Here is a 25971-nt window from a genome sequence, read left to right as displayed (position 1 = left end):
CGTTCACGGACGCGAAATGCGATAGGTACGATGGCGTCGCAGTGCCGGGATGGCGGCGGCGTGATCGAAATCGCCGTCGATCGCGCGCTGCATGCCGAGCCGTTCCATCAGGCCCCAGCTGCGCGCATTCCCCTCCGCGACGATCGCCGCGATGCCGGGCACTGTGAGATGCTGCCAGCCCCAGGCGAGGCTGGCGCGCGCGGCTTCCTGCGCATAGCCCTGGCCCCAATGCGCGGCGGCAAGCCGCCAGCCGATCTCGATCTCGCCTTCGATCGGCGTGCCCGCCGCTCCGGGTTTCAATCCGCAGAAGCCGAGGAACAAGCCGTCCTCCCGCCGCTCGATCGCCCAGAAGCAATGGCCCTGATGTGCAAGGAAGCCCAACTGCCGGTCGATGGCGGCATCGCTTTCCGCGCGCGATTGCGGCGGGCCGATAAAGGCCATCACCGCGGCATCGTTGCACATCCCGTGGAACGGCGCACGGTCGGCGTCGGTCCAGCCGCGCAGCAATAGTCGTTCGGTCTCGATCATGGTCGGTCGATCGCAAACGCGACGCTGGGGCGCAAGCGATGCCCCTGCGGTTGCACGGGATGTTCGAAATCGACGAGCCAGCGCATGCCGAGCCGCGCCATCAGCGCCTGGCTGGGCAGGTTGCAGGCGGCGGTGATCGCCACGACGCGCGGCTCTGCCCGGTGCCGCCAGGCCCAGTCGAGCCACGCTGCGGCCGCCTCGCGGGCATAGCCCTTGCCCCAGCAGGCACGCGCGAACATCCAGCCAATCTCCAGCTCATCCGCGATCGGCGTATCGGGGGCGCCGGGCTTGAGGCCGCAAAAGCCGATCACCGCGCCGTCCTCGCGCCGCTCGACGGCGTGGAAGCCTATCCCGTGGCTAGGCCCATAGCCGAGGTGCCGGGCGATCGTCGCCCGGCTGTGCGCGGTCGTTTTCACCGGCCCAAGGTCGCGCATCACCTCCGGGTCGCTCCACATTGCGTGCAGCGGCTCGAAATCGCGCGGCTCGGGCGGCCGCAACAGCAGCCGCTCCGTCTCGATCACGCGCCGAGCAGCCGTGCCGCCAGCGGCGCGTGATAGGTGAGAACGCCCGAACAACCCGCCCGCTTGAACGCCATCAACGTCTCCAGCACCAATGCCTCTCGATCCCCCGCGCCGACGGCGGCAGCGGCCTCGATCATGGCATATTCGCCGGAAACCTGATAGGCAAACACAGGCACTTCGAACGCGCTCTTCACGCGGGTGACGATGTCGAGATAGGGCAGCCCCGGCTTGACCATCACGCTGTCCGCACCCTCGGCGAGGTCCAGCGCCACTTCGCGCAGCGCTTCCTCGGCATTGGCCGGATCCATCTGGTAGGTCTTCTTGTCGCCCTTCAGCAGCCCGCGGCTGCCGACCGCGTCGCGGAACGGGCCGTAGAAGGCGCTCGCATATTTGGCGGCATAGGCCATGATCTGCACGTTGACATGGCCGTTCGCCTCCAGCGCGCTGCGGATCTGGCCGACGCGGCCGTCCATCATGTCGCTGGGCGCCACGATGTCCGCGCCTGCCTGCGCCTGGACCAGCGCCTGCTCGGTCAGCACCGCCGAGGTTTCGTCGTTCAGGACGTAGCCGGCGGCGTCGACGATCCCGTCATGCCCATGACTGGTATAGGGATCGAGCGCCACGTCGGTCAGCACGCCGACTTCCGGCACCGCATCCTTGATCGCGCGGATCGCGCGACACATCAGGTTGTCGGGGTTGAGCGCCTCCCGCCCATCTTCGGTCCGCAGCGCATGCGGGGTGTTGGGGAACAGCGCTAGGCACGGAATGCCGAGATCCCGCGCCTCCCGCGCGCGGTCGACAATGCCCTTCAGCCCCCAGCGTGACACTCCGGGAAGCGCCGCAATCGGCTCCTCGTCCTCGCCGTCGGTGACGAATACCGGCCAGATCAGATCGGCCGGAGTGAGCACCGTTTCGGCATGAAGGCGACGGCTCCAGGCCGAAGCCCGGGAGCGGCGGAGGCGAAGCGCGGGGTATTGGCTCATGCGGCGTCAGATGCGCCTTGGTTGCGCAGGTTGCAAGCGTCGCCAAGCGCCGCCGTGCCGAGCGTGAGGATCGAGGTGGCATGCCGCTGCGCCACCTCCAGCGCGTCCGATCCATAGCCACCGCCCAGCGTGCTGGCGAACGGGATGCCGCGGCGCCGCAACGTCTCCGCCACCCAGCGGTCGCGCGCGACCAGCCCTGCGCCGCTGAGCGCGAGCCGACCCAGGCGATCGTCCGCGAACGGATCCACGCCGGCCTGGTAGAGCACCAGGTGCGGATCGAACTGGGCGAGCAGCGGGAGCAAGGTCGCCTCCAACATTTCGAGATACGCATCGTCTCCGGTACCGTCGGCGAGCCCGACATCGAGCGTCGAGCGCGCCTTGCGCACCGGGAAGTTCTTCTCCGCATGAATCGAGTAGGTGGCGATCTCCGGCCGGCCGGCGGTCAATGCGGCCGTCCCGTCGCCCTGGTGCACGTCGCAGTCGACGATCAGCACGCGGGGGGCATGGCCCTCCTCGGTCAGCCGCACGGCGGCGATGGCGAGATCGTTGAACACGCAATACCCCGCACCGGTATCGGCCAGTGCATGGTGGCTGCCACCCGCGCTGTTCGCCGCATAGCCTTCGGCTTGCGCGATCTGCGCTGCGAGAAAGGTCCCGCCCGGAACCCGCTCCGATCGCCGCGCGACCGCGGGGGTGACGGGAAAACCGATCCGCCGCGTCTTGTGCGCCGGCACCCGCGCGTCCCGCACCTCGGCGACATAATCGGGATCGTGGACGGCCTCCAGCCAGTGCGGCGGCATGGCGTCGGGCACATGCCAGGCGATGCGGCCCCCTTCGGCCTGCAGCAGGTCGCGCACCAGACCATTCTTGTTCCACAGATAGGCGCTGCCCGCCGGGGCCGGTGCGACATAATCGGGGTGGTGCACGACGGGTATCACGCCGACCATCTAGGAAGCCGTGATCGCGATCGAAAGACGCCCCTTCCGCCAGGTCGTTCGCCGCCCTAGGGTCGGCCCATGACCGATATCGCTTCGCTCCCCTACCGTCCCTGTGCCGGCGTGATGCTGCTCAACCGCGACGGCCGCGTGTTCGTCGGCCAGCGGCTCGATTCGACGCTGGAGGCGTGGCAGATGCCGCAGGGCGGGATCGATCCCGGCGAGGAAGCGCTGGAAGCAGCGTTCCGCGAGTTGTGGGAAGAAACCGGCGTTGCCCGGCACCATGCCGAGTTGATCGCCGAGGCGCCCGAAGAGCTGCAGTACGACCTGCCCGACGATCTCATCGGCAAGGTGTGGAAGGGCAAGTGGCGCGGCCAACGGCAGCGCTGGTTCCTGTTGCGCTTCCTGGGCGAGGATGCGGACGTGGACATCGCCACGGCGCATCCCGAGTTCCGCGCGTGGCGCTGGGCCGAGCCAGCCGACCTCCCGGACCTCATCGTGCCGTTCAAGCGCGCATTGTACGGACGGCTTCTCGAACTGTTCGCGCCGCACCTGGGCTGAGCGGCTCAGGCGAGACGGCGCGCCGGCATCACCGCAAAGGACAGGCCGGTGATCGTGCCGAGCACAACACCGGATACGACGCCGCCGGTGAGCCCGCGCAAGGCAATCTCAAGGCTGTTCGGCTGGGCGCTGCCGACCGAGGCGGCGACATAGATGCACGGCAAGGCCGCGCCCCAGCCGATCGCGCTCACCGCCACCCACCAATGCACTTGGCCGGCCGCACGGTACAGCACCAGCGCCTGCGCTGCCCCGAACAGGATGCCCAGCCCAAGCCCGAAGCCGGCCGAGGCAACAGCGGTCTGGAACAGCGTTTCCACCGGCGGCAGCAGCGGATCGCCGTCAAGCGGCGGAAATACCGAATACCAGGCCGCGATCGACCACACGGCAACGCCGACCAGCGACGTCGCCGCCACCCAGGCACGCAGGTTAAGTGCAGGGAACTGGCGCCGGAGCGCCCAGCCTTGCAGCAGGCCGAGCATCAATCCCTGGATCAATCCGCTCAGGGCCTTGCCGAAAAATACCAGCCACTCGGCCGCTGCCCCCACCGGCACGGGGTCAAAGCGATCGACGGTAACCCACCACAATGCGGCAGCACCGATGCCGAGCAACTCGCCCGCCGCGCACGCCTCGATCCAGCGGGTGAAGCCATCCTCTTCCTGCACGTTGCCATCCTCTGAGGGCTTGCGGTCTTCGGGGTGAGCCGTCGATCGTGTCCTTTGTACCGCGATTGAGACACGAGTTTACCAAACCCCACAAGCCCGGAAACAGAAGGAGGGCAATTGCAAAAACGATACGACGTCGTATCGATGTGAGACGTATCGATCCTAAGTCACTCGAATTCAAGAATCGCGGCATCGACGGCCAGGCTGTCTCCGGCGCCGAAATGGGCGTGCTTCACGGTGCCTGCACGCTCGGCGCGGAGGATGTTCTCCATCTTCATCGCCTCGATCACCGCCAGCGCCTGCCCCGCCTCGACCTTGTCACCGGGCTGGACGTGCAGCCGGGTGAGCAGCCCCGGCATCGGCGCGAGCAGGAAGCGGCTCATGTCCGGCGGCACCTTCTCGATCATGTGATCGCGATACTCCGCGACGTGCGGCGGCAGCACCTCAACCAAATGCGCGGCGCCGTGCGCGGTGAGCTTCCAGCCGGTGCGGGTCCGGTCGACCGCGGTAGCGAATTCCGCCCCATCGATGCGCGCGACGAACTGCGGGTCTCCCGCGCGCCAGTGGCCGGAGACTTCCAGCGGCGCCTCGTCGCTGGACAGGTTGACCAGCAGTCCGGTCGCGCAGCCGTCCACCGTCACGTCGAAGTGGTGCGTGCCGATCCGCACGGATCGTTCGGTGGAAAGCGCCGCATGGCCGCCCAATTGGCCGGAGATTTCCGCAGCCCGCGCGGTGCGGGCAAGGTCCAGCACCACCGCGACGGCTGCGAGGCGCCGCACCAGGCCCTCGTCCGCCGGTGCGCCGTGAAAGCCTTCCGGATATTCCTCGGCGATGAAGCCGGTGGTCAGCTCGCCCGAGCGGAAGCGCGGATGCTGCATGATCGCCGAGAGAAAATCGATATTGTGGCCGATGCCGTCGATGCGGAAGCGGTCGAGCGCCCGCACCTGCAGGTCGGCGGCTTCGTCGCGGGTCGGCGCCCAGGTGATCAGCTTGGCGATCATCGGATCGTAGAACATGCTGATCTCGGAGCCTTCGGTCACACCGTCGTCGACGCGAATGTACCCCTGCCCTGCATTCTCCGCCGCTGGCGGTCGATACCGCACCAGCCGGCCCGTGCTCGGCAGGAAGCCGCGATAGGGATCCTCGGCATAAACGCGGTTCTCGATCGCCCAGCCGTCCAGCTTCACCCCGTCCTGCCCGAAGGCGAGCGGTTCGCCGGCGGCGACGCGGATCATCTGCTCGACCAGGTCGAGCCCGGTGATCGCCTCGGTCACCGGATGCTCCACCTGGAGCCGGGTGTTCATCTCGAGGAAGTAGAAGCCCTGCCCGGTCTTGTCGGCGCCCGAGACGATCAGCTCGACCGTGCCCGCGCTGTAATAGCCGACAGCCCGTGCGAGGGCGACCGCCTGCTCACCCATCGCCTTGCGCATTTCGGGCGTGACGAAGGGCGACGGGGCTTCCTCCACCACCTTCTGGTGGCGGCGCTGGATCGAGCATTCGCGCTCGTTGAGATAGACGATGTTGCCGTGCTGGTCGCCCAGCACCTGGATCTCGATATGGCGCGGGCTCTCGATGAACTTCTCGATGAACACGCGGTCGTCGCCGAAGCTGGCCAGCCCCTCGCGCTTGGTCGCCTCGAAGCCTTCGCGCACGTCCTGCTCGCTAAAGGCAAGCCGCATGCCCTTGCCGCCGCCGCCGGCCGAGGCCTTCATCATCACCGGATAGCCGATCTCGGTGGCGATCCGCACCGCATGCTCGGTATCGGCGATCTCTCCCAGGAAGCCGGGCACGACGTTGACGCCGGCTTCCTTGGCAAGCTTCTTCGATTCGATCTTGTCGCCCATCGCCGCGATCGCCCCCGGCGGCGGGCCGACGAACGCGATGCCCGCCTCGGCACAGGCCTTGGCGAAGCTCTCCCGCTCCGAGAGGAAGCCATAGCCCGGGTGGATCGCGTCGGCGCCGGTCTCCTTGGCCGCGAGCAGGATCAGGTCCGCCCGCAGATAGCTCTCCGCCGCCGGCGCGGGCCCGAGCCGCACCGCCTCGTCCGCCATCCGCACATGCGGCGCGCGGGCATCCGCATCCGAATAGACCGCGACCGTGGCGATGCCCATCTTCTTGGCCGACCGCATCACCCGGCACGCGATTTCACCACGGTTGGCGACGAGGATTTTCTTGAACACTATTTTCCCCATTTGCGGAATGAAAGCCATGCGAGGGCCAACCAAAACAGAAGAAGCGGAACTACCTGGTAGGCAAAATCCCGGATCACGACTTCTTGGCAAGACAGCTGGCCTGCCGGATCTTCGCAAGGATAGCTCAACAGGTTCATTGAGATCCAAAGAAGCGGAATATACGCAAGCGAGCAAACGGTAAGAACAACAAAGCCCGCCAATGCCAGCTTGCGAGGTAAATTCACTCCGCCGCCTCCAGCTCCACCTTGCACTCCGCTGCCATCGGCGTGATGCCGAGGCGTGCGAAAAGCGCGGCGTCCTTGTCGTCGCCGGCATTGCCGGCGGTCAGCAGCTTGTCGCCGGTGAAGATCGAGTTGGCGCCCGCCAGGAAACACAGCGCCTGGGTCGCATCGCTCATGCTCTCGCGCCCGGCCGAGAGGCGGACCATCGAGCCCGGCATGGTGATGCGCGCCACCGCCACGGTGCGGACGAACTCGATATCGTCGATCTTGGCGAGCGGCGTGTCGGCCAGCATGTCGCCCAGCACCGTGCCCTTCACCGGCACCAGCGCGTTGACCGGCACGCTGCCCGGATGGACCGGCAGCGTCGCCAGCGCATGGATGAAGCCTACCCGGTCGCCGCGCGTCTCGCCCATGCCGACGATGCCGCCGCAGCACACGTTGATGCCCGCCTCGCGGACATGCTCCAGCGTCTCCAGCCGCTCCTCGAAGCTGCGGGTGGTGATCACCTCGCCGTACCGCTCCGGAGAGGTGTCGATATTGTGGTTGTAGTAATCGAGCCCGGCATCGGCGAGCGTCTTCGCCTGGCCGTCGGTGAGCATGCCCAGCGTCATGCAGGTTTCCATGCCCATCGCGCGGACGCCCTTCACCATCTCGACGATGGCGGGCATGTCGCGATCCTTGGGATTGCGCCAGGCGGCGCCCATGCAGAAGCGGGTCGAGCCATGGTCCTTGGCCTGCGCCGCCGCCTGCAGCACCGCGCGCGGATCCATCAGCTTGGTCGCCTTGAGGCCGCTATCGGCATGCACCGACTGGCTGCAATAGCCGCAATCTTCGGGGCAGCCGCCGGTCTTGATCGAGAGCAGGGTCGAGCGCTGGACCTGGTTCGCCGGATGGTTGGCGCGGTGGACTTCGGCCGCGCGGAACACGAGTTCGGTGAACGGCAGGTCGAACAGCGCGGCGATCTCGTCGCGGGTCCAGTCGGTGCGCACGGGGGTGGATTCGAGGGTCAAGCAATCAACTCCGGAGTTCGGTTACGCCGCTCGGCATAGCGGGTGAGAGCCTCGGCGTAAAAGGGCGCGGCGCGGCGTTCGTGTTCGCCGGTGCCGATCGCCCCGACGGACTGGGCCACGCAGGCGACCGCCGCGCTGCTCAGGCGATCGAGCGGCTCGACATGGATGCCGATGGTGAACAGCACTGCACCAGATTGGGGCAGCCGGCGCAGCGTCTGGCGTTCGCAGCGGACGAACAGCGTCGCGCCGGCATTGTCGGCGGTCACATGCGCGAAGCGGGTTTGCGCGTCGCCCTGCGGCAGATAGCGCCACGCATCGCTCGCCACGACGAACCAGTTGGTGCGACCGAAGATCGGGCCCGGCTGGAGCGTCGCGAAGAAATGGTCGACGCCCGCGGCAAGCTGCTCGGCATAGCCGTGGATCGGGGCGTGGATGGGGGTGAGCGCCTGGCGGAGCTTTTCGGCGAGGTGCCAGTCGGTGGGAAAGGCCAGCGCGGCGGCGGTCAGGCGGTATTGCCCGGAAGCGTCCGGGGTTAGTATGCACAGGTCTTCCCACACGCACATAGCGGCGGCACGCAGCACGTCGGTAATTGGGCGCTTTCCCTCTAGGCCGTCATCCCGGCGAAAGCCGGGATCCATTGCCCGCTGCGGTTCGGCTCTATCGTCAGACGGTGACGCGAATGGATCCCGGCTTCCGCCGGGATGACGGCTTTGGGCGCGAGTTTGATATGGGAGCATGGCCGCGACTTCTTCTACCGCCGCTTCCGCCTCCGGCAGCACCTGCACACAATCCGGCACCGCCGCGAACGCCGCCGCCCGCGCCGTCAGGTCCGCCTCCGGGGTCAGCCACGCGGCCTCCGGCACCCGCACCAGTCCCATGCGCAGCGGCCCTCCGCCGCGGGCGCGCGGGATCAGCGCCTCGACGGAGAAGCCCAGGCTCATTCGGCAGCGGCCTCGATCGGCGGCATGTTGTGGCCGAGCAGCCGAAGCACGTCCGCCGCGCATTCGACGACGTTCGAACCCGGCCCATAGATGCCCTGCACGCCCGCCGCGCGCAGCATCTCATAATCCTGCGGTGGGATCACGCCGCCAGCGATCACCTTGATGTCGCCCCGCCCGGCCTCGCGAAGCCCGCGGATCAGCTCGGGGACCAGCGTCTTGTGCCCGGCAGCCAGGCTGGAGGCACCTACCACGTCGACGCCGCTGTCGAGCGCCAGCACCACGGTTTCCTCCGGCGTCTGGAACAGCGGCCCGCTGACGACCTCGAACCCCATGTCGGAAAAGGCCGAGGCGATGACGTTCGCACCACGATCATGCCCGTCCTGCCCCATCTTGGCGACGAGCAGGCGCGGCTTGCGCCCCAGCCGACGCTCGACCGCCTCGACGCCGCGCACGACCTCCGCCCAGCGATTGTCCTCGGCATAGGGTGCGGCGTAGACGCCCTTCACCGGCGTCGGCTGCGTCGCGTAACGGCCGAACACGTCCTCCATCGCCGCGCTGATTTCACCAAGCGTTGCGCGGGCGCGCGCCGCCACGACGGCCAGTTCGAGCAGGTTGTCGCCGCCTCGCGCGCCTTCGCGCAGGGCATCGAGCGCCGCCAGGCAGGCCGCCTCGTCGCGCGATTCCTTCACGCGCCGGATACGGGCGATCTGGCCTTCGCGCACGGCTGCGTTGTCCACCTCGAGCGTTTCGAGCAGATCCTCGCTCGCCAGCCGATATTTGTTGACGCCGACGATCACGTCCTCGCCGCGATCGACCCGCGCCTGGCGCGCGGCCGCTGCTTCCTCGATCATCGCCTTGGGCCAGCCTGCGGCGACCGCCTTGGCCATGCCGCCCTCGGCCTCGACCCGCGCGATGATCTCCCCGGCCTTGTCGACCAGCTGCTGCGTCAGGCTCTCGACATAATAGCTGCCGCCGAGCGGATCGACGACCTTGGTCATCCCCGTTTCTTCCTGCAGCACGATCTGGGTGTTGCGGGCGATGCGGGCGGAGAAGTCGGTCGGCAGCGCGATCGCTTCGTCGAGCGCGTTGGTGTGGAGGCTCTGGGTACCGCCCAGCATCGCCGCCATCGCCTCGATCGTGGTGCGGACGACGTTGTTGTACGGGTCCTGCTCGGTGAGCGACACGCCCGAAGTCTGGCAGTGCGTGCGCAGCATCTTCGAACGCTCGTCCTGCGCGCCGAGCTGAGTCATCACTCGGTGCCACAGCACGCGCGCGGCCCGCAGCTTGGCCACTTCCATGAAGAAGTTCATACCGATTGCGAAGAAGAAGCTCAGACGTCCTGCGAACGCGTCGATATCCAGCCCGCTGGCGACGCCGTACTTCACATACTCCATGCCGTCGGCGATGGTGAAGGCGAGCTCCTGCACCTGCGTCGCGCCGGCTTCCTGCATATGGTAGCCGGATATGGAAATGCTGTTGAATTTCGGCATCTTCGGGCTGGTATAGGCGAAAATGTCCGAGATAATTCGCATGCTCGGTTCGGGCGGATAGATATAGGTGTTCCGAACCATGAACTCCTTGAGGATGTCGTTCTGGATCGTGCCTTCGAGCTTCTCCTGCGGAACCCCCTGCTCCTCGCCCGCGACGATGAAGAAGGCCAGCACCGGGATCACCGCGCCGTTCATCGTCATCGAGACGGACATCTGGTCGAGCGGAATGCCGTCGAACAGGATCTTCATGTCCTCGACGCTGTCGATCGCCACCCCCGCCTTGCCAACATCGCCGACCACCCGCGGATGATCGCTGTCATAGCCGCGATGCGTCGCGAGATCGAAGGCGACCGACAGGCCCTTTTGCCCGGCGGCAAGATTGCGGCGGTAAAAGGCGTTGGATTCCTCGGCGGTGGAGAAGCCGGCGTACTGGCGGACCGTCCATGGGCGACCGGCATACATCGACGCGCGCACGCCGCGGGTGAACGGCGCAAAGCCCGGCAGGCCGGGATCGACGCCTGCAACATCCTCTTGGGTATACAGTGGCTTGACGGCAATACCTTCGGGCGTTTGCCAGGTGAGGTCCTTGCCCTTCACTTCTTTCGAAGCGGCGGCGGACCATCGGTCGAGCGTCGGCTTATCGGTCACGCCACGTGCTCCTGCGAAAGCAGGAGCGCAGGGTTGCAAGCGCATCGCCCGTGGCTCTGGGCACCTGCTTTCGCAGGAGCGCGGGTAGGATCAATGCGCGTCACGCGGCGTCTCCATAATTTCCGTCAGGATACCGCCCATGTCCTTGGGATGGACAAAGAAGATCGGCGTGCCATGCGCGCCGATGCGGGGCTCGCCGAGGACCTTGCAGCCCTTCGCTTCGAACCATGCCTTGGCTTCGTGGATGTCGGGCACCTCGTAGCAGAGATGATGCTGGCCGCCGGCCGGGTTCTTGGCGAGAAAGCCATGGATCGGCGACCCCTCACCCAGCGGCTCGATCAGCTCGATCTGGCTGTTGGGCGTATCGACGAAGCACACCTTCACGCCCTGCGCCGGCAGGTCAAAGGGTTCCCGGATTACCGTCGCGCCCATCACGTCACGATAGAAAGCGATCGACGCTTCGATTGACGGCGTGGCGACGCCGACATGGTTGAGACGGCCGAGTTTCATTTTCTGAGGATTTCCCAGTTATCTTTGTATCGATCGAGCCACCCGACCGGATACCGGTCTAAAGGCTCACAGCTTTTATGCATCGCTCGACGGTCGCTATCATTCCTCGATGGTCCGCGCTTCGGTTGGCCCTCGAGCCAGGTTCTGTGCGATACCCGTACGTGCTCCGCAACAACGCTGCGTGGCACTATCCAGCAGTCTGGTGATGCCATCTCCTCATCCCGCGGCATAACGAAACAATAGAATAAGCGGGCTGCCACCAAAGCTTCGTTCTTCGCCCCAAGTGTCCATGTTGACCTGGAGGCGCTGGCTGTTTTTACCTGAAGAGATGCCAAGTTCCCACCATCCAAATCGGAGATAAGAATATCTACGCTTGGAACACCCTCCGGCGTAAGTGCTGCCACAAAGTTCCGGCGAAGCAGCTCGTACATAACGAAGTGTTGGCCTGCTGCACCGACAATCTTCGTACTTAGCTTAGCCATGAACCCTCACAGCGGGATGTTGTCGTGCTTCTTCCAAGGATTTTCGAGCTGCTTGTTGCGCAGCTTGCGAAGACCCAGCGCGATCCGCCGACGTGTGGAGTGCGGCATGATCACCTCGTCGACAAAGCCCTTGCTCGCCGCCACGAACGGGTTGGCGAAGCGCGCTTCATACTCCGCGGTGCGCTCGGCGATCTCCTCGGGCGTACGCCCACGGAAGATGATCTCCACCGCGCCCTTGGCACCCATCACCGCGATCTCTGCGGTCGGCCAGGCATAGTTGAGATCGCCGCGCAGATGCTTCGACGCCATGACGTCATAGGCGCCGCCATAGGCCTTGCGCGTGATCACCGTGATCTTCGGCACCGTCGCCTCGGCATAGGCGAACAGCAGCTTCGCGCCGTGCTTGATGATGCCCGAGTGCTCCTGCCCGACGCCCGGGAGGAAGCCCGGCACGTCGACGAAAGTGACGATCGGAATCTCGAACGCATCACAGAAGCGCACGAACCGCGCCGCCTTCTTGGAAGCATTGATGTCGAGGCACCCCGCCAGCACCATCGGCTGGTTCGCCACCACGCCGACCGTGCGCCCCTCGATCCGGCCGAAGCCGATCAGGATGTTGCCGGCATGGCTTGGCTGAAGCTCGAAGAATTCGCCTTCGTCGAGCGTCTTCCGGATCAGCTCGTGCATGTCGTACGGCTGGTTGGCGCTCGGCGGGATCAGCGTGTCGAGGCTCTCGTCGATCCGGTCCCAGGGATCGTCGCTGGCGCGTTCGGGCGGCACCTCGCGGTTCGAGGCGGGAAGGAAGTCCACGAAGTCGCGGGCCGCGAGCAGCGCCTCGATATCGTTCTCGAAGGCCACATCCGCGACCCCCGACTTCGTGGTATGCGTCACCGCTCCACCCAGCTCCTCCTGCGTGACGATCTCGTTGGTAACGGTCTTCACTACATCCGGGCCGGTGACGAACATGTAGGACGAATCCTTCACCATGAAGATGAAGTCCGTCATTGCGGGGCTGTACACCGCCCCGCCGGCGCAGGGCCCCATGATCAGGCTGAGCTGGGGAACGACGCCCGAGGCCAGCACGTTGCGCTGGAATACCTCGGCATAGCCGCCGAGCGAGGCGACGCCCTCCTGGATCCGCGCGCCGCCGCTGTCGTTGAGGCCGATCACGGGTGCGCCGACCTTCATCGCCATGTCCATGATCTTGCAGATTTTCTGCGCGTGCCGCTCCGAAAGCGACCCGCCGAACACGGTAAAATCCTGGCTGAACACGAAGACGAGGCGGCCGTTGATCGTACCCGATCCGGTGACCACGCCGTCGCCGGGGATCACCTGATCCTGCATGCCGAAATCGGTGCAATTGTGCTCGACATACATGTCGAGCTCCTCGAAGCTGCCCTGATCGAGCAGCACGTCGAGGCGCTCGCGGGCCGTCAGCTTCCCCTTGGCGTGCTGCGCGTCGATCCGCTTCTGGCCACCGCCCAGGCGGGCAGCGGCACGGCGGTGTTCCAGTTCCTCGATCGTCGACGACATCGGCATCTCTCTCCGTGGACGCGGCTTCTGCACCGGGCCACGGCAGCCCTGCAAATGCAATGTTGCAAAGTTGCGGGCTTGAGGTTTGCAGACTATGCGAACCCATGGCCAGCCACGCCCCCCTGCTCCCGCGCCGCCGCCTGTTCGAAGGCTTTCGGCTGCGCGATCTGCGACGCCGTCTGAACATCCCCCAGGCCGCGATGGCGCAGCGGCTGGGCATCTCCGTCTCCTACCTCTCGCAGATCGAGAATAACGACCGGCCGATCACCGACGGGGTACTGCTGGCGCTGGCCCGCGAATTTCCGGTCGAGGCCGCCGAGATCAATGGCGAGGGCGGCACCGCCGCGCTGCTCCGCGCGATCGACGCGGCGACCGACAGCAGCGTCGCCGCCGACCGGATCGACGAAGCCGATGTCCGCCGCGGTATCGAGCAGCAGCCGTTGCTCGCGCGGCGGATGGTCGCGCTGCACGACGCCTATCGCCGCAGCCAGGAGCAGCTGCGCGTGCTCGACGATCGGTTCGACACCGGCTCGAGCGACGCCGCGCCACTGCCCTGGGAGGAAGTGCGCGACTGGTTCCAGGCCGAGGGCAACTATATCGACGCGATCGATCGTTCCGCCGAGGGGCTCGCCGACGCGCTGGCGCTGGACGACGACAATGTCGTCCGCGCGTTCGAGGACCGGCTGCGGCTGTGGCACGGCGTGCGGGTGATCGGCGCGCAAGGCGACGGCAGCGAGCTCAGCCGCTTCGACGAGGCCGCGCGGACGCTGGCGCTCAATCACGCGCTGCCGCCCGAAAGCCGCGCCTTCCTGCTCGCGCATCGACTGGTACGCTATGAATTCGCCAACGAAATGCGCGTGGTGATCGATCGCGCCGGCCTCGCCTCACCCGCCGCGCGCGAGCTGCTGAGCGTCGGGCTCGCCAATTATGCCGCGGGGGCGCTGCTGATGCCCTATGGCCGCTTCCGCGCCGCCGCCTATGAAGTGCGCCACGACATCGACCGCCTCCGCCAGCGTTTCGCGGTGAGCTTCGAGCAGGCCTGCCACCGGCTTTCCACGCTCCAGCGCCCCGGCGCGCAAGGGCTGCCGATGTTCTTCTGCCGCGTCGACATGGCGGGCAACATCACCAAGCGGCACTCGGCGACGCGGCTGCAGTTCGCGGCGTTGGGCGGCGCCTGCCCGCTCTGGATCGTCCATGAGGCGGTGGCGATCCCGGACCGCATCCTCGTCCAGCTCGCCGAGATGCCCGACGGGACACGCTACGTCTCGATGGCCAAGGGGCTGGTGAAACCCTCGGGCAGCTTTGCCCGCCCGCCGCGGCGCTACGCGGTGGCGCTGGGCTGCGAGGAGGCCCACGCCGCCGACTTCGTCTATGCCGACGCGCTGCGCACCGGCGGCGCGGCGACGCCGATCGGCGCATCGTGCCGCATCTGCCCGCGACTCGACTGCGACCAGCGCGCCTTCCCGCCCGCCGGATCGGTGATCGAGATCGATCCCGATCGCCGCCGCGCCGTGCCCTACGGCTTTCGCTGACGCTTGCGGGCGCCCGGCGCTTCATGGCATACCCGAACCTCTAAAAAGATATCGGAGAGGTTCCATGGCAACCGCGCTCGCCCCCACTTCGCAGGTCAGCGACGCCGAGTGGGAGGCGCGCCGGCAGCTCGCCGCCTGCTACCGCGTGTTCGACATGCTCGGCTGGTCGGAGATGATCTACAACCACATCACGGTGAAGCTGCCGGACCAGGAAGGCGCGTTCCTGATCAACCCGTTCGGGCTGCACTTCAGCGAGGTGACGGCCTCGAACCTCGTCAAGATCGACATCGACGGCAACAAGCTCGACGAGTCGCCCTATCCGGTCAACCGCGCGGGCTTCGTCCAGCACGCGCTGTTCCACCGGCATCTGCCCGACGCGCACTGCATCATGCACAGCCACACCACCGCCGGCATGGCGGTCGCGTCGCTGGAAGGCGGGCTGCGAGCAACCAATTTCTACGCGTGCAACTTCATCGGTCAGATCGCCTACCATGATTTCGAAGGCGTCACCGTACGCGACGAGGAAGGCGAACGGCTGCTCGCCCATCTCGGCGACAAGCGCATGATGCTGCTGCGCAATCACGGCATCCTCGCCATGGGGCGCACGCTGCCCGAGGCGTTCGTCAAGCACTGGGCGCTGCAGCGCGCCTGCGAGATCCAGGTCGCGACGATGAGCATGGGCCAGCCGATCGAGATTTCGCCCGAGGTCGTCGCCGTCCACCAGCGCGACGTGCACATGGCGCAGGTGCCCGGCGGCCCAGGTGCTGCGGACTTCGCGGCGATGGTGCGGCTGGTGGATCGCATCGATCGCAGCTGGCGGGACTAGACTGTAGGCGTAATCGGCAGGCGTCATACGCCTGAGTTGCTGAGAGGCGCTGGGCGTGCAACTTTCAGGCTGGGTAACGAGAGGTTCCTATGATCTTGCCGATGCTGATTGTCGCGGTCTGGCTGCCTAACCCAGAACCTGTGATGTGCCCGCAACGATGGGGCAAACCCGGTGAACCGCTTGTGAAAAGCGCCGCGACAGCGAGGGCGATCTACACGGCCATCGCTGACGACTTCAGCATCAAACCGGACAAGCATGGTTTTCCGGCCGTGAAGGCCGTCGATCATGGATCCTACTGGTCCGTGTATCGCTCGCGACCGCCAGAGAAGCTGCCGAATGGTGAGATGCGCATCACGCACGGCGGCGGTCAACTTTCGCTTCATATCGCGAAGTGCGATGGTGCTGTCTCAGAGGTATGGCTGACCAAGTAGCAGCGCCAGGCACTCGGTCATTTACCCAAACCGGAAGCCGCTCACTGCCCAGCCGAACACATGGTCGCGGTAATCGCAGACTGCAGGGCCCTCGCCGCCCTCGCCGCCCGCGCCCATCGCCACCATCAGCGGCAGAAGATGCTCCTCGCGGGGATGAGCGAACTCGGCATAGGGCAACTCGCGCCAGGCGACGATCCGCTGCTCTCGTCGTGCTCGGTCAGGATCGGTAGCCGCCGCGACGAGCGCATCGTCCCACGCATCGGCATAGGGCGTCACCTGCGGCCCACGGGCGCGGAGATTGTGGAAGCTCATCCCCGAGCCGACGATCAGCACGCCTTCGTCGCGCAAGGGGGCGAGCGCCTTGCCGATCGCTACATGCGTGGCCGGGTCCAGGTCCGCGCGCAGCGACAGCTGGGCAAGCGGGATATCCGCACCCGGCACCGCGACCTTCATGGGCACGAACACGCCGTGGTCCCAGCCGCGCTCGCGCTCGACGCCGGTGGCGAAGCCGGCTGCGTCGAGCAATGCCTTGGCGCGCATCGCAATGTCCGGCGCGCCGGGCGCGTCCCAGCGCAGGTGGTAGGTGTGCTCGGGAAAGCCGTAATAATCGAACAGCAGCGGCTGACCATCTCCGACATGCACCGTAACGTCATGCTCTTCCCAATGGCCCGAGACGAGCAGGATGGCGCGCGGGTGTTCGGACAGGCTGCCGATCAGCCCGGCGAGATAGGCCTGCATCGGCTGCCAAATCGGATCGGGCGGGCCGCCGGCGGGGTCCATGAAGAAGCAGGGGCCGCCGCCATGGGGGAGGAAGAGCGCGGGTAAGGTCATGGCCGGAATGTCGCTCGCGCCGCCGCCCACGACAATGCCGGTTTCGGAAACCCGTCGTTTCCCGCTAGGGTCGCCGCCATGACTCGGTTCACCGTCAACAACCAGCCGGTCCAGTACGACATGGATCCGCAGACGCCTTTGCTCTGGGCGCTGCGCGACGCCTCGAACCTCACCGGCACCAAATATGGCTGCGGCACCGGCGATTGCGGCGCGTGCACGGTCGACATCGACGGGGCGGCGCGGCTCGCCTGCCGCGAGACGATCGGCGCGATCGAGGGGACCTTCGTCACCACCATCGAAGGCCTGTCGCCCGATCGCAGCCACCCGGTGCAGCAGGCCTTCCTTGCCGCCAACCTCGTCCAGTGCGGCTATTGCATTCCCGGCATGGTGATGGCGGCGTCGGTACTGATCCGCACCAATCGCAACCCGTCCGAGGAAGACATTCGCCAGGGCATTCCCAATATCTGCCGCTGCGGGATCTATCCGCGACTGGTCGCCGCGATCCAGGACGCGGCCCGCATCGCCCGCGGCGACCCTGCGGAAGGTGGATGAAAGCTTTCAATCGGCTGACGGGGCAGTTCAGAACCGGCTCAGCCTTTCGCGCGTATCAGAGCAGCATCGGCAGGGCGACTTCGCTGCTGCCACCGGAGAATGGTTCGATGAAGAGGATGCTGTTGGCGGCAATCGCCGCCGCAACCGCGCTGGTTCCCGCCGCCGCGCTCGCGCAGGAGCGTGGCGAGCATCGCGGCGGCTGGAGCCGGCCCGAGGGACCGCGCGGCGACGGACAGCGCTGGGGTGGCGGCCAGGCACAAGGGCAGGATCGCGGCAACTGGCAGCGGCCGCAGGGCGGCCAGGGCTGGCAGCGTCCGCAAGGGGTGCCGCAGGCACAGGATGGCGGCGCGGCGCAGCGACCGCAGGGCAATCCCGGCTGGCAACGCCCGCAGGGCGCTCCGCAGGCGATGGATCGCGGCGACTGGCGCCGGCCCGAAGGCCAGCCCCGGCCGGCCTTTCAGCAGCCGCAGGGCACCCCCGCCCCCGTCCAGCCGCAGCGTGACTGGCGCGGCGGACAGCGACCCGATTGGCAAAACCGCGGCGATGTGCGCAGCCCGCAGTCCTGGCAGGACAGGCGCACGGACGATCGTTCGCGTACCCAGTGGAACAGCGGCCGCGACTGGGGACGTCGCGATGGGGATCGTCGCTGGAACGATCGCCGTGACTGGGATCGCGGCGATCGGTGGCGAGGCGACCGCGGTGTGTGGAACAATGGCTGGCGGAACGACCACCGCTATGACTGGCGCGGCTATCGCGACTATAACCGCAGCCTGTACCGCCTGCCGCGCTATTACCCGCCGGCGCGCTGGAACTACGGATACCGCCGGTTCTCGATCGGCTACCGGCTCGACAGTTTCCTGTTCGCGCAGCAATATTGGATCGGCAATCCTTATTCCTACCGCCTTCCGGAGGTCTGGGGACCGTATCGCTGGGTCCGCTATTACGACGATGCGCTGCTGGTGGACGTCGATACCGGCGAAGTCGTCGACGTGATCTACGGCATCTTCTGGTGAGCGAGGGGAGCGGGCGGCCGCGATGCCGTCCGCTCCCGCTTGCAATCGTCGAAGTGGACGGCAAAGAGTTTTGCCGTGAGCAAGACGAACGGCAACAGCAAGGGGTCGCCCTCCCCCGAACGGGCGAGGATCGGGCGTGAGGTGGCGGCGCGGCTGGATGCCAATCCGAACGTGCGGCGCGCCAAGGTGGAGCGCGCCCAGGTCTATACCTATCCTGATTTCTTCAGCGACGCCGATTGCGACATGCTGATGGCGCTGATCGACAGCAATGCGCGCCCCTCTACCCTGCTCGCTGCAACGGACGATCCCGAATACCGCACCAGCCACAGCTCCGACCTGTACCGCTGGTCGCCGGACGTGCTGGCGGTCGACAACCGGATCGCCGATCTGCTCGGCATTCCCGTGGAGAATGCCGAAACGATGCAGGGCCAGCGCTATGCGGAGAACCAGCAGTTCCGCGCGCATTGCGACTATTTCCACGAAGACAGCGTCTATTGGGAAAAGATGCTGGAAACCGGCGGCCAGCGCACCTGGACGGCGATGGCGTATCTCAACAATGTCGAGGAGGGCGGCGCCACCTGGTTTCCGCGCGCCGGCATCCGCTTCAAGCCGAAGCGCGGGCTGCTGGTGATGTGGAACAACATGCTCCCGGACGGCAGTCCCAACTACGACACGCTGCACGAGGGCATGCGCGTGGTGGAAGGCACCAAGTACATCATCACCAAGTGGTTCCGTGAAGCCGCCTGGATAAAGGCGCCGATCCAGACCTATCGTTCGGGCGTGGTCGACGCCGACGCGGACTGAGCGTTACGCGGCTACAGGCGCGATAATCCCGGCAACACGGCCGCGCAGAACGTCTGCCAGGGTGTAGCGCTGCAACACCGCCATGAAGGCGCGCCTTGCTTCGTCGAGCACCCCTGGCAAGCTGCAGCGCCGCGCGAGGCGGCAGCCGGTGCAATCGACAAGTGCACAGCGTGGCTCGGTGACCTCCAGCACGGCGCCCAGATTGATCTCTGCCGGATCGCGCGCCAGCCGAATGCCGCCGCCCCGGCCGCGCAACGCCTCGATGAAGCCGGCATGGGCCAGGCCGTTGGCGATTTTCATGAGATGCGTTGCCGAGATCCCCTGCACCTCCGCTACCGCCGCAATGGCGATACGCGGCTCTGCCATGCTGCCCAGGTGGATCAGCAGCCGCAGTGCGTAATCGGTATGGCGGGTCAGTTGCATGGGACATCCGCTCCCTAGCTGTCGAAACGTGCAGATGCACCTGGGACATCTACTAGGGTTTGATGCCGGTCAAAGAGCGGAGCTTGAACGCGGCATAACCGGAATTTGCAATTCAGCTTTACCGGAGACCGGCGATGTACTGCGTCCAGTGCGAACAATCGAACAAGGGTGGCTGCGCCGCCAAAATGGGCTCCTGCGGCAAGACGGCGCAGGTCGCCGACCTGCAGGACGTGCTGTTGCGGGTGATGCAGGGCGTGTCGGTCTATGCCGATCGCGCGGCGGCCCGTGGTGCGCGGGATGCAGCAGTGGATGCCTTCACGCCGCATGCCTGGTTCACCACCCTCACCAACGTCAATTTCGACGACACCCGCTTCGTGGCGCTGATCACCAAGGCCCTGGCGATGCGGGCCCATGCGCGTACGCTGGCCGAGAATGCCGGCGCCGATCTCTCCGCCCTGCCGGAGCCGGCGACCTGGAACCCGGGCACCACGCCGTCCGAGCTCGCCGCCGCGGCGCCGTTCGCAGCGATCCAGCGCTACATGGACCGCGACGGCCCGAGCATCGTCGGCCTGCGCAACCTGATCTTGTATGGCCTCAAGGGCACGGCCGCATACGGCGAGCATGCCCGCGTGCTCGGTTTCGAAGACGGCGCCATCAGCACCGAGTTCCACCGCATCGCTGCCTTCCTCGCGACCGATCCCACGGATGTCGACGCGCTGCTCGGCAACGCGCTTGCCATCGGCGCGCTCAACCTCAAGGTGATGGAACTGCTCGACGCGGCGAACACCGGTCGCTTCGGCCACCCGGAGCCCACCGCCGTGCGGATGACGCCGCGCGCCGGCAAGTGCCTGCTGGTTTCCGGCCACGACATGGGCGATCTGGAAGCCATTCTCCAGCAGACGCAAGGCACCGGCGTCCGCGTTTACACCCATGGTGAGCTTCTTCCCGCAAATGCCTATCCTGGCGTGAAGAAGTATAGCCACCTTGCCGGCAACTATGGCGGCGCCTGGCAGGACCAGCAGAAGGATTTCGACGCCTTCCCCGGCGCGATCGTGATGACCTCGAACTGCCTGATCAACCCGAACCTGAAGGGCTATGCCGGCCGTATCTTCACTGCCGGGCCGGTAGGCTGGAACGGCCTGCCGCACCTGACGGACCATGATTTCGCACCTGCCATCGCCTGCTCCCTCAGCCAGCCCGGCTTTGCGGAAGACGCGCCGGAGCAGACGATCACCATCGGCTTCGGCCGCAACACGGTGATGGGCGTGGCCGATACGCTGCTCGGCATGATCGGCAGGGGCGAGGTGACCAACCTGTTCCTGATCGGCGGTTGCGACGGTGCGCGGCCAGGGCGCAACTATTTCCACGACCTCGCCATGGCGACGCCTAAGGACAGCCTGGTGCTTACCCTCGGGTGCGGCAAGTTCCGCTTCAACCGGGAGGATCTGGGGGACATCAACGGCATTCCCCGCGTGCTGGACATCGGCCAGTGCAACGACGCCTATTCGGCGATCCGCATCGCCACCGCCGTTGCCGAGGCGCTGAACGTCGGCGTCAACGACCTGCCGCTGCATTACGCGATCAGCTGGTTCGAGCAGAAGGCCACCGCCGTGCTGCTGACCATGCTGCACCTCGGCCTGCGCCGGATCCATCTGGGCCCGACACTACCGCAGTTCCTCACCCCCGAAGTGCTCGGCATCCTGATCGACAAGTTCGACATCCGCCCGACCGGCGATGCCCGCACCGATCTGGAGCACATGCTCCAGGCCGCCTGAACAGCCTGCCCGCCCGGCACGCCGTTTCGCGGCGCGTGCCGGGCGGGCGTTTCGATGCGCCCCCTCGACATTCGGCACCCCCCCGGCCACATCAGGGCCATGTCCCCAGCTCTAAATGTTCACTGTTCGATCCTCGGTCAGCCCTGGCGCTGGCGGGGTCTCGCCGCCGACGCGCGCGACCCGAATTTCGCTCCCGACGATCTCGTCACCCAGCTGCTGCTGACCCGCGGGGTCGACCGCGCCGACCTCGAGCGGCACCGCACCCCGAGCATCCGCGCGTTCATGCCCGACCCCTCGATCTTCCGCGACATGGACCGCGCCGCCGAACGCCTGGCCGACGCCGTCGAGGGGCGCGAACAGGTCGCGATCTTCGGCGATTACGACGTGGACGGCGCCACCTCCGCCGCACTGCTGATCCTGCTGCTCCGCGATCTGGGACTGGAAGCGACCCCCTACATCCCCGATCGCCTGATGGAGGGATATGGCCCGTCCGGCGAGGCGCTGGTGCGATTGAAGCAACAGGGCCACGGGCTGATCGTCACGGTCGATTGCGGCGCGCAGGCATTCGAGGCGCTGGCGATGGCGCGGGATGCCAATGCCGATGTGATCGTCGTCGATCATCACAAATGCACGACCGAACTGCCGGTCACCCACGCGCTGGTGAACCCGAACCGGCTGGACGAGACCGAAGGCGCGGAACATGGCCACCTCGCCGCCGTGGGCGTCGCCTTCCTGCTCGGCGCGGCGCTGGTGCGCACCCTGCGGGCCCGCGGCTATTTCGCCACCCGGGCCGAACCGCGCCTGCTCGACCTGCTCGATATCGTCGCGCTCGGCACCGTCGCGGATGTGGCGCAGCTCAAGGGGCTGAACCGCGCCTTCGTGGCGCAGGGCCTCAAGGTCATGGCCCAGCGCCGGAACATCGGCATCGCCGCGCTGATCGAGTCCTCGCGCCTTACCCGCGCGCCGACCTGCACCGATCTGGGTTTCGCGCTGGGCCCCCGAATCAACGCCGGCGGGCGGGTCGGCAAGTCGGATCTCGGCGTCCGCCTGCTCACCACCCGCGACCCCGCCGAGGCGCGCGCCATCGCCGCCGAACTGGACCTGCTCAACGAGGAGCGCCGGGCGATCGAGGCGGAGGTGCAGGCCGCGGCCGAGTCGCTGTGCATGGCGAGCGGCGAGCGGATGGTCGCGCTGGTCGCCGGAGACGGCTGGCATCCAGGCGTGATCGGCATCGTCGCCGGACGGCTGAAGGAGAAGTTCGGCCGGCCCGCGCTGGTCATCGCGCTGGGCGAGGACGGGATCGGCAAGGGATCGGGTCGATCGATCCCCGGCGTCGATCTGGGTGCGGCCGTGCTCGCGGCCAAGGATGCCGGCCTCCTGATCGCCGGCGGCGGCCATGCGATGGCCTGCGGCGTTACGGTAGCGGGCGACCAGGTGGAAGCGTTGGCGGCGTTTCTTGAGGAGCGCCTTGCCGGGCGAATCGCCGCGGCGCGGGGCGAGCGCGCCCTGCTCCTCGATGCGGTGCTGAGCCCGGCGGGCGTGAACCCGTCGTTGGTCGAGGCGATGGAAGCGGGCGGGCCATATGGCATGGGCTGGCCGGCACCGCGAATCGCGGCGGGTCCGGTCCGGGTGTTGAAGGCGGATGTGGTCGGCTCGGGTGGCCATGTCCGCGTGATCGTCGCCGGGCCGGACGGGCAGAGCCTGAAGGCCGTCGCCTTCCGCCAAGCCGATTCGGAGCTGGGCCAGGCGCTGCTCTCCGCCCCGTCGCACCGCCGCCTGTGGCTGGCCGGCCGCGCCAAGGTGGACACCTGGGGGAGCCGCCCGGCAGCAGAATTGCACATAGAAGATGCTGCATGGGCAGAATGAGTGCTTGACGGCTTTGGAATCGCCCCCTATTCGGCCGCTCCACGCCACGCAGTTGGCCCCTTCGTCTAGCGGTTAGGACGCGGCCCTTTCACGGCTGAAACACGGGTTCGATTCCCGTAGGGGTCACCAAATTGCCTTCCCAAGGCATTCCAGAGCATGCCATAACTGGCTGTTTTCTGCGGTTTTTTGGTGGTATAAGTCTCTCGTTCAAGCTGGCAGAATCCCACTACATACCAGCAAGCTGATGGTATTTTTGATGGCATGTGCCGGTCGCTTCGACGGGAGATACCATCATGGCGCTGTCGGTGGTTGCCATCAAAGCCGCAGAGATTCGCGGCAAGGCGTACAAGCTAAGTGATAGAGACGGGCTCTACCTGCTCGTGACGCCATCCGGCGGACGCTATTGGCGCATGAACTATCGGCATTACGGGAAGCAAAAGACCCTCGCTTTCGGCGTTTGGCCCGACACCGGTCTGGCAGAAGCACGCGCCGAATGTGATGCCGCGCGGAAGGTGCTGGCCCGCGGCGAAGATCCCGCCGAGCGGATCAAACTCAATCGGGTAGCGGCGACCGTGGCTGCCTCCAACAGCTTTGAAGCGGTTGCGGACGAATGGCTGTCCAAGGTCGAAAAAGAAGGCCGTTCGCCGGTCACGATGAAGAAGCTTCGCTGGCTCCTCGGTTTCATCAACGCGTCGATCGGCAAACGTCCGATCGCTGCGATCTCCGCACAGGAACTGCTTCTGATGCTGCGGAAGATGGAGGGCAACGCGCGTTACGAGACGGCAAAGCGGCTCCGCAGTACCTGCTCGCAGGTATTTCGCTACGCGATTGCGACCGCACGCGCCGAGCGTGACGTCGCCGCCGACCTCCGCGGCGCACTGATCGCGCCCAAGCCAGCACATCGTGCCGCAGTTACCACGCCAAAGGCCGCAGGAGAGCTTCTGCGGGCCATAGAGGGATTCCAGGGGCAGCCGAACACCCTCGCGGCGCTGCGGTTCCTGCCACACGTCTTCGTCCGCCCTGGCGAGCTACGTTTCGCAGAATGGCAGGACTTCGATCTGGAACGGGCGATCTGGACCATTCCGCCGCACAAGACGAAGATGCGGCGAGCGCATGCGATCCCCCTCTCCCGCCAGGCGCTCGCGATCCTCGCCTCGATCGAGCACGACGCAGGCTATAGCAGCTATCTCTTCCCATCCCTCCGATCCGTCCGAAAGCCGATGTCGGAGAACACGATCAATGCGGCACTCCGCCGAATGGGATATGCGCAGGACGAAATGACCGGCCACGGCTTCCGCGCGATGGCGGCCACGCTGCTCAACGAAATGGGTCTATGGCACCCCGACGCCGTCGAACGACAGCTCGCGCACTGCGACAACAATGCCGTCCGCCGCGCCTACACCCGAGGCGAATATTGGGACGAACGCGTGCGCATGATGCAGCACTGGTCCGACCACCTCGACTTCCTGCGCGACGGTGCGAAGGTGTTGAACGGAAAGTTCGGACAAGCGGCTGACAATCGAGGTTAGTCGTATGGGAAACGCCGCCACTGCCGATCAGCAGCACGCGGAGGCCGCAGTCGACCAACTTAAGCCGTTCCCATAAACGGGTAAGAACGACCGTTTGGGCTGAAACCGGCCGATGGCAGTCCTGATGGGTCGCGCAGCGGTGGTGCTCGGCATCAGCAATTCCACACTAGCGCCTCCTGCCCAGTGCGGTCGTTGACATATTCCTGTATGTCGACATTTGTCTTTACATCGTTTGGACATCCAAATCCGGAAATTTCAAATACGGGTGCTAAGTTCTTGTGCCGCTAGCGTAAATCTAACTCGATATCTGACTAAAGTCCCGATTCGGGACTCTGTGACTATTCCAAAAACTTCATACTATTATACGTGCGCGGACTTCGTTAAATATATCCTGCAACGGCAACATAACCCGTTTTGGAGGGGATAGGCATGATGAAGACCAAGATGCTTGCATTTGCGGCAGCGACGGCGATGGCGATGGCCACGCCTGCTTCTGCGGCCACCTACATCGTAAACGTGTCGGGCAACGGCGTCAGCGCAACAGGTTCTATCGAGACCGACGGGACGCTGGGCCTTCTCGCGCGCGTCAACGTCCTCGACTGGCAGTTTAACCTCACGGACGCCGGCGGATCGTTCCTGATCAATGGCCCCTCCAATTCACAACTTCTGTTTTTCAACGCCCCCGCGCTGACCGCAACGGCAACGGGCCTGTTCTTCGATTTCTCCGGCTCCGGGGCCGTTCTGTTCCAGAACCCGCAGGTTGGCTCGACCATCAACTTTCTCTGCTATACCGGCAGCGCTCTCTGCGGCGGCAGCTACAACCGCATCAGCATCACTGTTAAGAACTTCGGGGGTGGCATCTCTCAGGCTGGCGTACAGCAGATTGCCACCGCATCCGCGGTCCCAGAACCCACTGCTTGGGCGATGATGATTGCCGGCGTCGGCATGGCAGGTGGCGCGCTCCGCCGCCGTCGGGCGGCGAACACGACCGTCCGCTTCGCCTGATCTCCCCCACCACAACAAGAGGGAGCCGCTGGCCCAAAGGCTGGCGGCTTTCTGCTGCGGCCTCGCAGCAACACAGCCGCCGCACCGTGCAACCTTGCATCTTATCGCATGCCGAATTGGCGCTTCCGCACCGCAGGCCCGGCAAAACGCCGCATTGACCTCAAAAG

General features: G+C 66.2%; 24 protein-coding genes and 1 tRNA gene. 12 read left to right on the top strand and 13 right to left on the bottom strand.

Translation table 11 applies throughout. From position 1 onward, the window contains the following. Window positions 1–3 precede the first annotated feature (3 nt). From SPI01S_RS02695 to SPI01S_RS02680, 4 genes are read right to left on the bottom strand one after another with little or no spacing between them, the layout of a single operon-like run. Window positions 4–528 (bottom strand): GNAT family N-acetyltransferase, encoded by a 525-nt coding sequence (locus SPI01S_RS02695; RefSeq protein WP_066717802.1) that lies wholly within the window; start codon window positions 526–528, stop codon window positions 4–6. Next, the gene (locus SPI01S_RS02690; RefSeq protein ID WP_066717800.1) at window positions 525–1049 is read right to left on the bottom strand and encodes a GNAT family N-acetyltransferase; all 525 of its coding nucleotides are present in this window, start codon (window positions 1047–1049) and stop codon (window positions 525–527) included. Before SPI01S_RS02690 ends, SPI01S_RS02695 begins: the two co-directional genes overlap by 4 nt. Further along, window positions 1046–2032 carry a porphobilinogen synthase gene (gene hemB, locus SPI01S_RS02685; protein ID WP_066717798.1) on the bottom strand — a complete coding sequence of 329 codons (987 nt, stop codon included), beginning with the start codon at window positions 2030–2032 and terminating at the stop codon, window positions 1046–1048. The genes SPI01S_RS02690 and hemB overlap by 4 nt, the downstream gene beginning before the upstream one ends. After that, the gene (locus tag SPI01S_RS02680; RefSeq protein ID WP_066718868.1) at window positions 2029–2970 is read right to left on the bottom strand and encodes a histone deacetylase family protein; all 942 of its coding nucleotides are present in this window, start codon (window positions 2968–2970) and stop codon (window positions 2029–2031) included. Before SPI01S_RS02680 ends, hemB begins: the two co-directional genes overlap by 4 nt. A gap of 78 nt (window positions 2971–3048) precedes the next feature. Here SPI01S_RS02680 and SPI01S_RS02675 point away from each other — a divergent pair, with 78 nt between their 5' ends. After that, window positions 3049–3528, top strand: a complete 480-nt coding sequence (locus SPI01S_RS02675) for an RNA pyrophosphohydrolase (protein WP_066717796.1) — start codon at window positions 3049–3051, stop codon at window positions 3526–3528. A gap of 5 nt (window positions 3529–3533) precedes the next feature. Here SPI01S_RS02675 and SPI01S_RS02670 read toward each other — a convergent pair whose 3' ends face one another. From SPI01S_RS02670 to SPI01S_RS02640, 7 genes are all read right to left on the bottom strand, one after another. Then, window positions 3534–4190: a hypothetical protein gene (locus SPI01S_RS02670; protein WP_066717794.1), complete on the bottom strand. Its 657-nt coding sequence runs from the start codon at window positions 4188–4190 to the stop codon at window positions 3534–3536. 167 nt (window positions 4191–4357) lie between these two features. Beyond that, window positions 4358–6370, bottom strand: coding sequence for an acetyl-CoA carboxylase biotin carboxylase subunit (locus tag SPI01S_RS02665; RefSeq protein WP_066717791.1), 2013 nt, complete (start codon window positions 6368–6370; stop codon window positions 4358–4360). 232 nt (window positions 6371–6602) lie between these two features. Beyond that, window positions 6603–7613: a biotin synthase BioB gene (bioB, locus tag SPI01S_RS02660; protein ID WP_066717789.1), complete on the bottom strand. Its 1011-nt coding sequence runs from the start codon at window positions 7611–7613 to the stop codon at window positions 6603–6605. Then, window positions 7610–8554, bottom strand: a complete 945-nt coding sequence (locus SPI01S_RS02655) for a heme-dependent oxidative N-demethylase family protein (protein WP_066717787.1) — start codon at window positions 8552–8554, stop codon at window positions 7610–7612. Before SPI01S_RS02655 ends, bioB begins: the two co-directional genes overlap by 4 nt. After that, a complete protein-coding gene (gene scpA / locus SPI01S_RS02650) occupies window positions 8551–10692 on the bottom strand; it encodes a methylmalonyl-CoA mutase (RefSeq protein ID WP_066717785.1) in 2142 nt (713 codons plus the stop codon). The genes SPI01S_RS02655 and scpA overlap by 4 nt, the downstream gene beginning before the upstream one ends. A gap of 90 nt (window positions 10693–10782) precedes the next feature. After that, window positions 10783–11202, bottom strand: a complete 420-nt coding sequence (gene mce, locus SPI01S_RS02645; RefSeq protein ID WP_066717782.1) for a methylmalonyl-CoA epimerase — start codon at window positions 11200–11202, stop codon at window positions 10783–10785. A gap of 488 nt (window positions 11203–11690) precedes the next feature. Further along, complete coding sequence (locus tag SPI01S_RS02640; RefSeq protein ID WP_066717779.1) at window positions 11691–13217, bottom strand: acyl-CoA carboxylase subunit beta; 1527 nt, start codon at window positions 13215–13217, stop codon at window positions 11691–11693. 104 nt (window positions 13218–13321) lie between these two features. Here SPI01S_RS02640 and SPI01S_RS02635 point away from each other — a divergent pair, with 104 nt between their 5' ends. From SPI01S_RS02635 to SPI01S_RS02625, 3 genes are all read left to right on the top strand, one after another. Then, on the top strand, window positions 13322–14749 hold the full coding sequence (locus SPI01S_RS02635) for a helix-turn-helix domain-containing protein (RefSeq protein ID WP_066717776.1): 1428 nt from the start codon (window positions 13322–13324) through the stop codon (window positions 14747–14749). Between the two features lie 64 nt (window positions 14750–14813). Further along, a complete protein-coding gene (locus SPI01S_RS02630) occupies window positions 14814–15575 on the top strand; it encodes a class II aldolase/adducin family protein (RefSeq protein WP_066717773.1) in 762 nt (253 codons plus the stop codon). Window positions 15576–15664: 89 nt separating this feature from the next. Beyond that, the gene (locus SPI01S_RS02625; RefSeq protein WP_157084539.1) at window positions 15665–16006 is read left to right on the top strand and encodes a hypothetical protein; all 342 of its coding nucleotides are present in this window, start codon (window positions 15665–15667) and stop codon (window positions 16004–16006) included. 21 nt (window positions 16007–16027) lie between these two features. On the opposite strand, the gene SPI01S_RS02620 is transcribed toward SPI01S_RS02625, so the two are convergent. Then, entirely contained in the window at window positions 16028–16837 is an 810-nt protein-coding gene (locus tag SPI01S_RS02620; protein ID WP_066718866.1) for a DODA-type extradiol aromatic ring-opening family dioxygenase, read from the bottom strand. 78 nt (window positions 16838–16915) lie between these two features. Here SPI01S_RS02620 and SPI01S_RS02615 point away from each other — a divergent pair, with 78 nt between their 5' ends. The 3 genes from SPI01S_RS02615 to SPI01S_RS02605 all read left to right on the top strand — a co-directional run bounded on the left by SPI01S_RS02615 (window position 16916) and on the right by SPI01S_RS02605 (window position 19206). Beyond that, the gene (locus SPI01S_RS02615; RefSeq protein WP_066717767.1) at window positions 16916–17389 is read left to right on the top strand and encodes a (2Fe-2S)-binding protein; all 474 of its coding nucleotides are present in this window, start codon (window positions 16916–16918) and stop codon (window positions 17387–17389) included. A gap of 107 nt (window positions 17390–17496) precedes the next feature. Continuing rightward, window positions 17497–18402, top strand: coding sequence for an RcnB family protein (locus SPI01S_RS02610; RefSeq protein WP_066718863.1), 906 nt, complete (start codon window positions 17497–17499; stop codon window positions 18400–18402). Between the two features lie 75 nt (window positions 18403–18477). Beyond that, window positions 18478–19206: a 2OG-Fe(II) oxygenase gene (locus SPI01S_RS02605; RefSeq protein WP_066717765.1), complete on the top strand. Its 729-nt coding sequence runs from the start codon at window positions 18478–18480 to the stop codon at window positions 19204–19206. Between the two features lie 3 nt (window positions 19207–19209). On the opposite strand, the gene SPI01S_RS02600 is transcribed toward SPI01S_RS02605, so the two are convergent. Beyond that, window positions 19210–19629 carry an RrF2 family transcriptional regulator gene (locus tag SPI01S_RS02600; protein ID WP_066717761.1) on the bottom strand — a complete coding sequence of 140 codons (420 nt, stop codon included), beginning with the start codon at window positions 19627–19629 and terminating at the stop codon, window positions 19210–19212. Between the two features lie 134 nt (window positions 19630–19763). Between SPI01S_RS02600 and hcp the strand changes: the two genes are divergently transcribed. From hcp to SPI01S_RS02575, 5 genes are all read left to right on the top strand, one after another. After that, complete coding sequence (hcp, locus tag SPI01S_RS02595) at window positions 19764–21404, top strand: hydroxylamine reductase (protein WP_066717758.1); 1641 nt, start codon at window positions 19764–19766, stop codon at window positions 21402–21404. Between the two features lie 99 nt (window positions 21405–21503). Further along, window positions 21504–23270 (top strand): single-stranded-DNA-specific exonuclease RecJ, encoded by a 1767-nt coding sequence (gene recJ / locus SPI01S_RS02590; protein ID WP_066717755.1) that lies wholly within the window; start codon window positions 21504–21506, stop codon window positions 23268–23270. A gap of 54 nt (window positions 23271–23324) precedes the next feature. Next, window positions 23325–23399: transfer RNA gene (locus SPI01S_RS02585), tRNA-Glu, on the top strand. Between the two features lie 164 nt (window positions 23400–23563). Continuing rightward, the gene (locus SPI01S_RS02580; protein ID WP_066717752.1) at window positions 23564–24799 is read left to right on the top strand and encodes a tyrosine-type recombinase/integrase; all 1236 of its coding nucleotides are present in this window, start codon (window positions 23564–23566) and stop codon (window positions 24797–24799) included. 429 nt (window positions 24800–25228) lie between these two features. After that, a complete protein-coding gene (locus SPI01S_RS02575; protein WP_066717749.1) occupies window positions 25229–25804 on the top strand; it encodes a PEPxxWA-CTERM sorting domain-containing protein in 576 nt (191 codons plus the stop codon). Window positions 25805–25971: the final 167 nt, after the last annotated feature.

Origin of the sequence: Sphingomonas pituitosa NBRC 102491 (genome assembly GCF_001598435.1) — a bacterium.
Classification (GTDB): Bacteria; Pseudomonadota; Alphaproteobacteria; order Sphingomonadales; family Sphingomonadaceae; genus Sphingomonas; species Sphingomonas pituitosa.
This window is presented reverse-complemented; position numbering and strand designations above follow the sequence as displayed.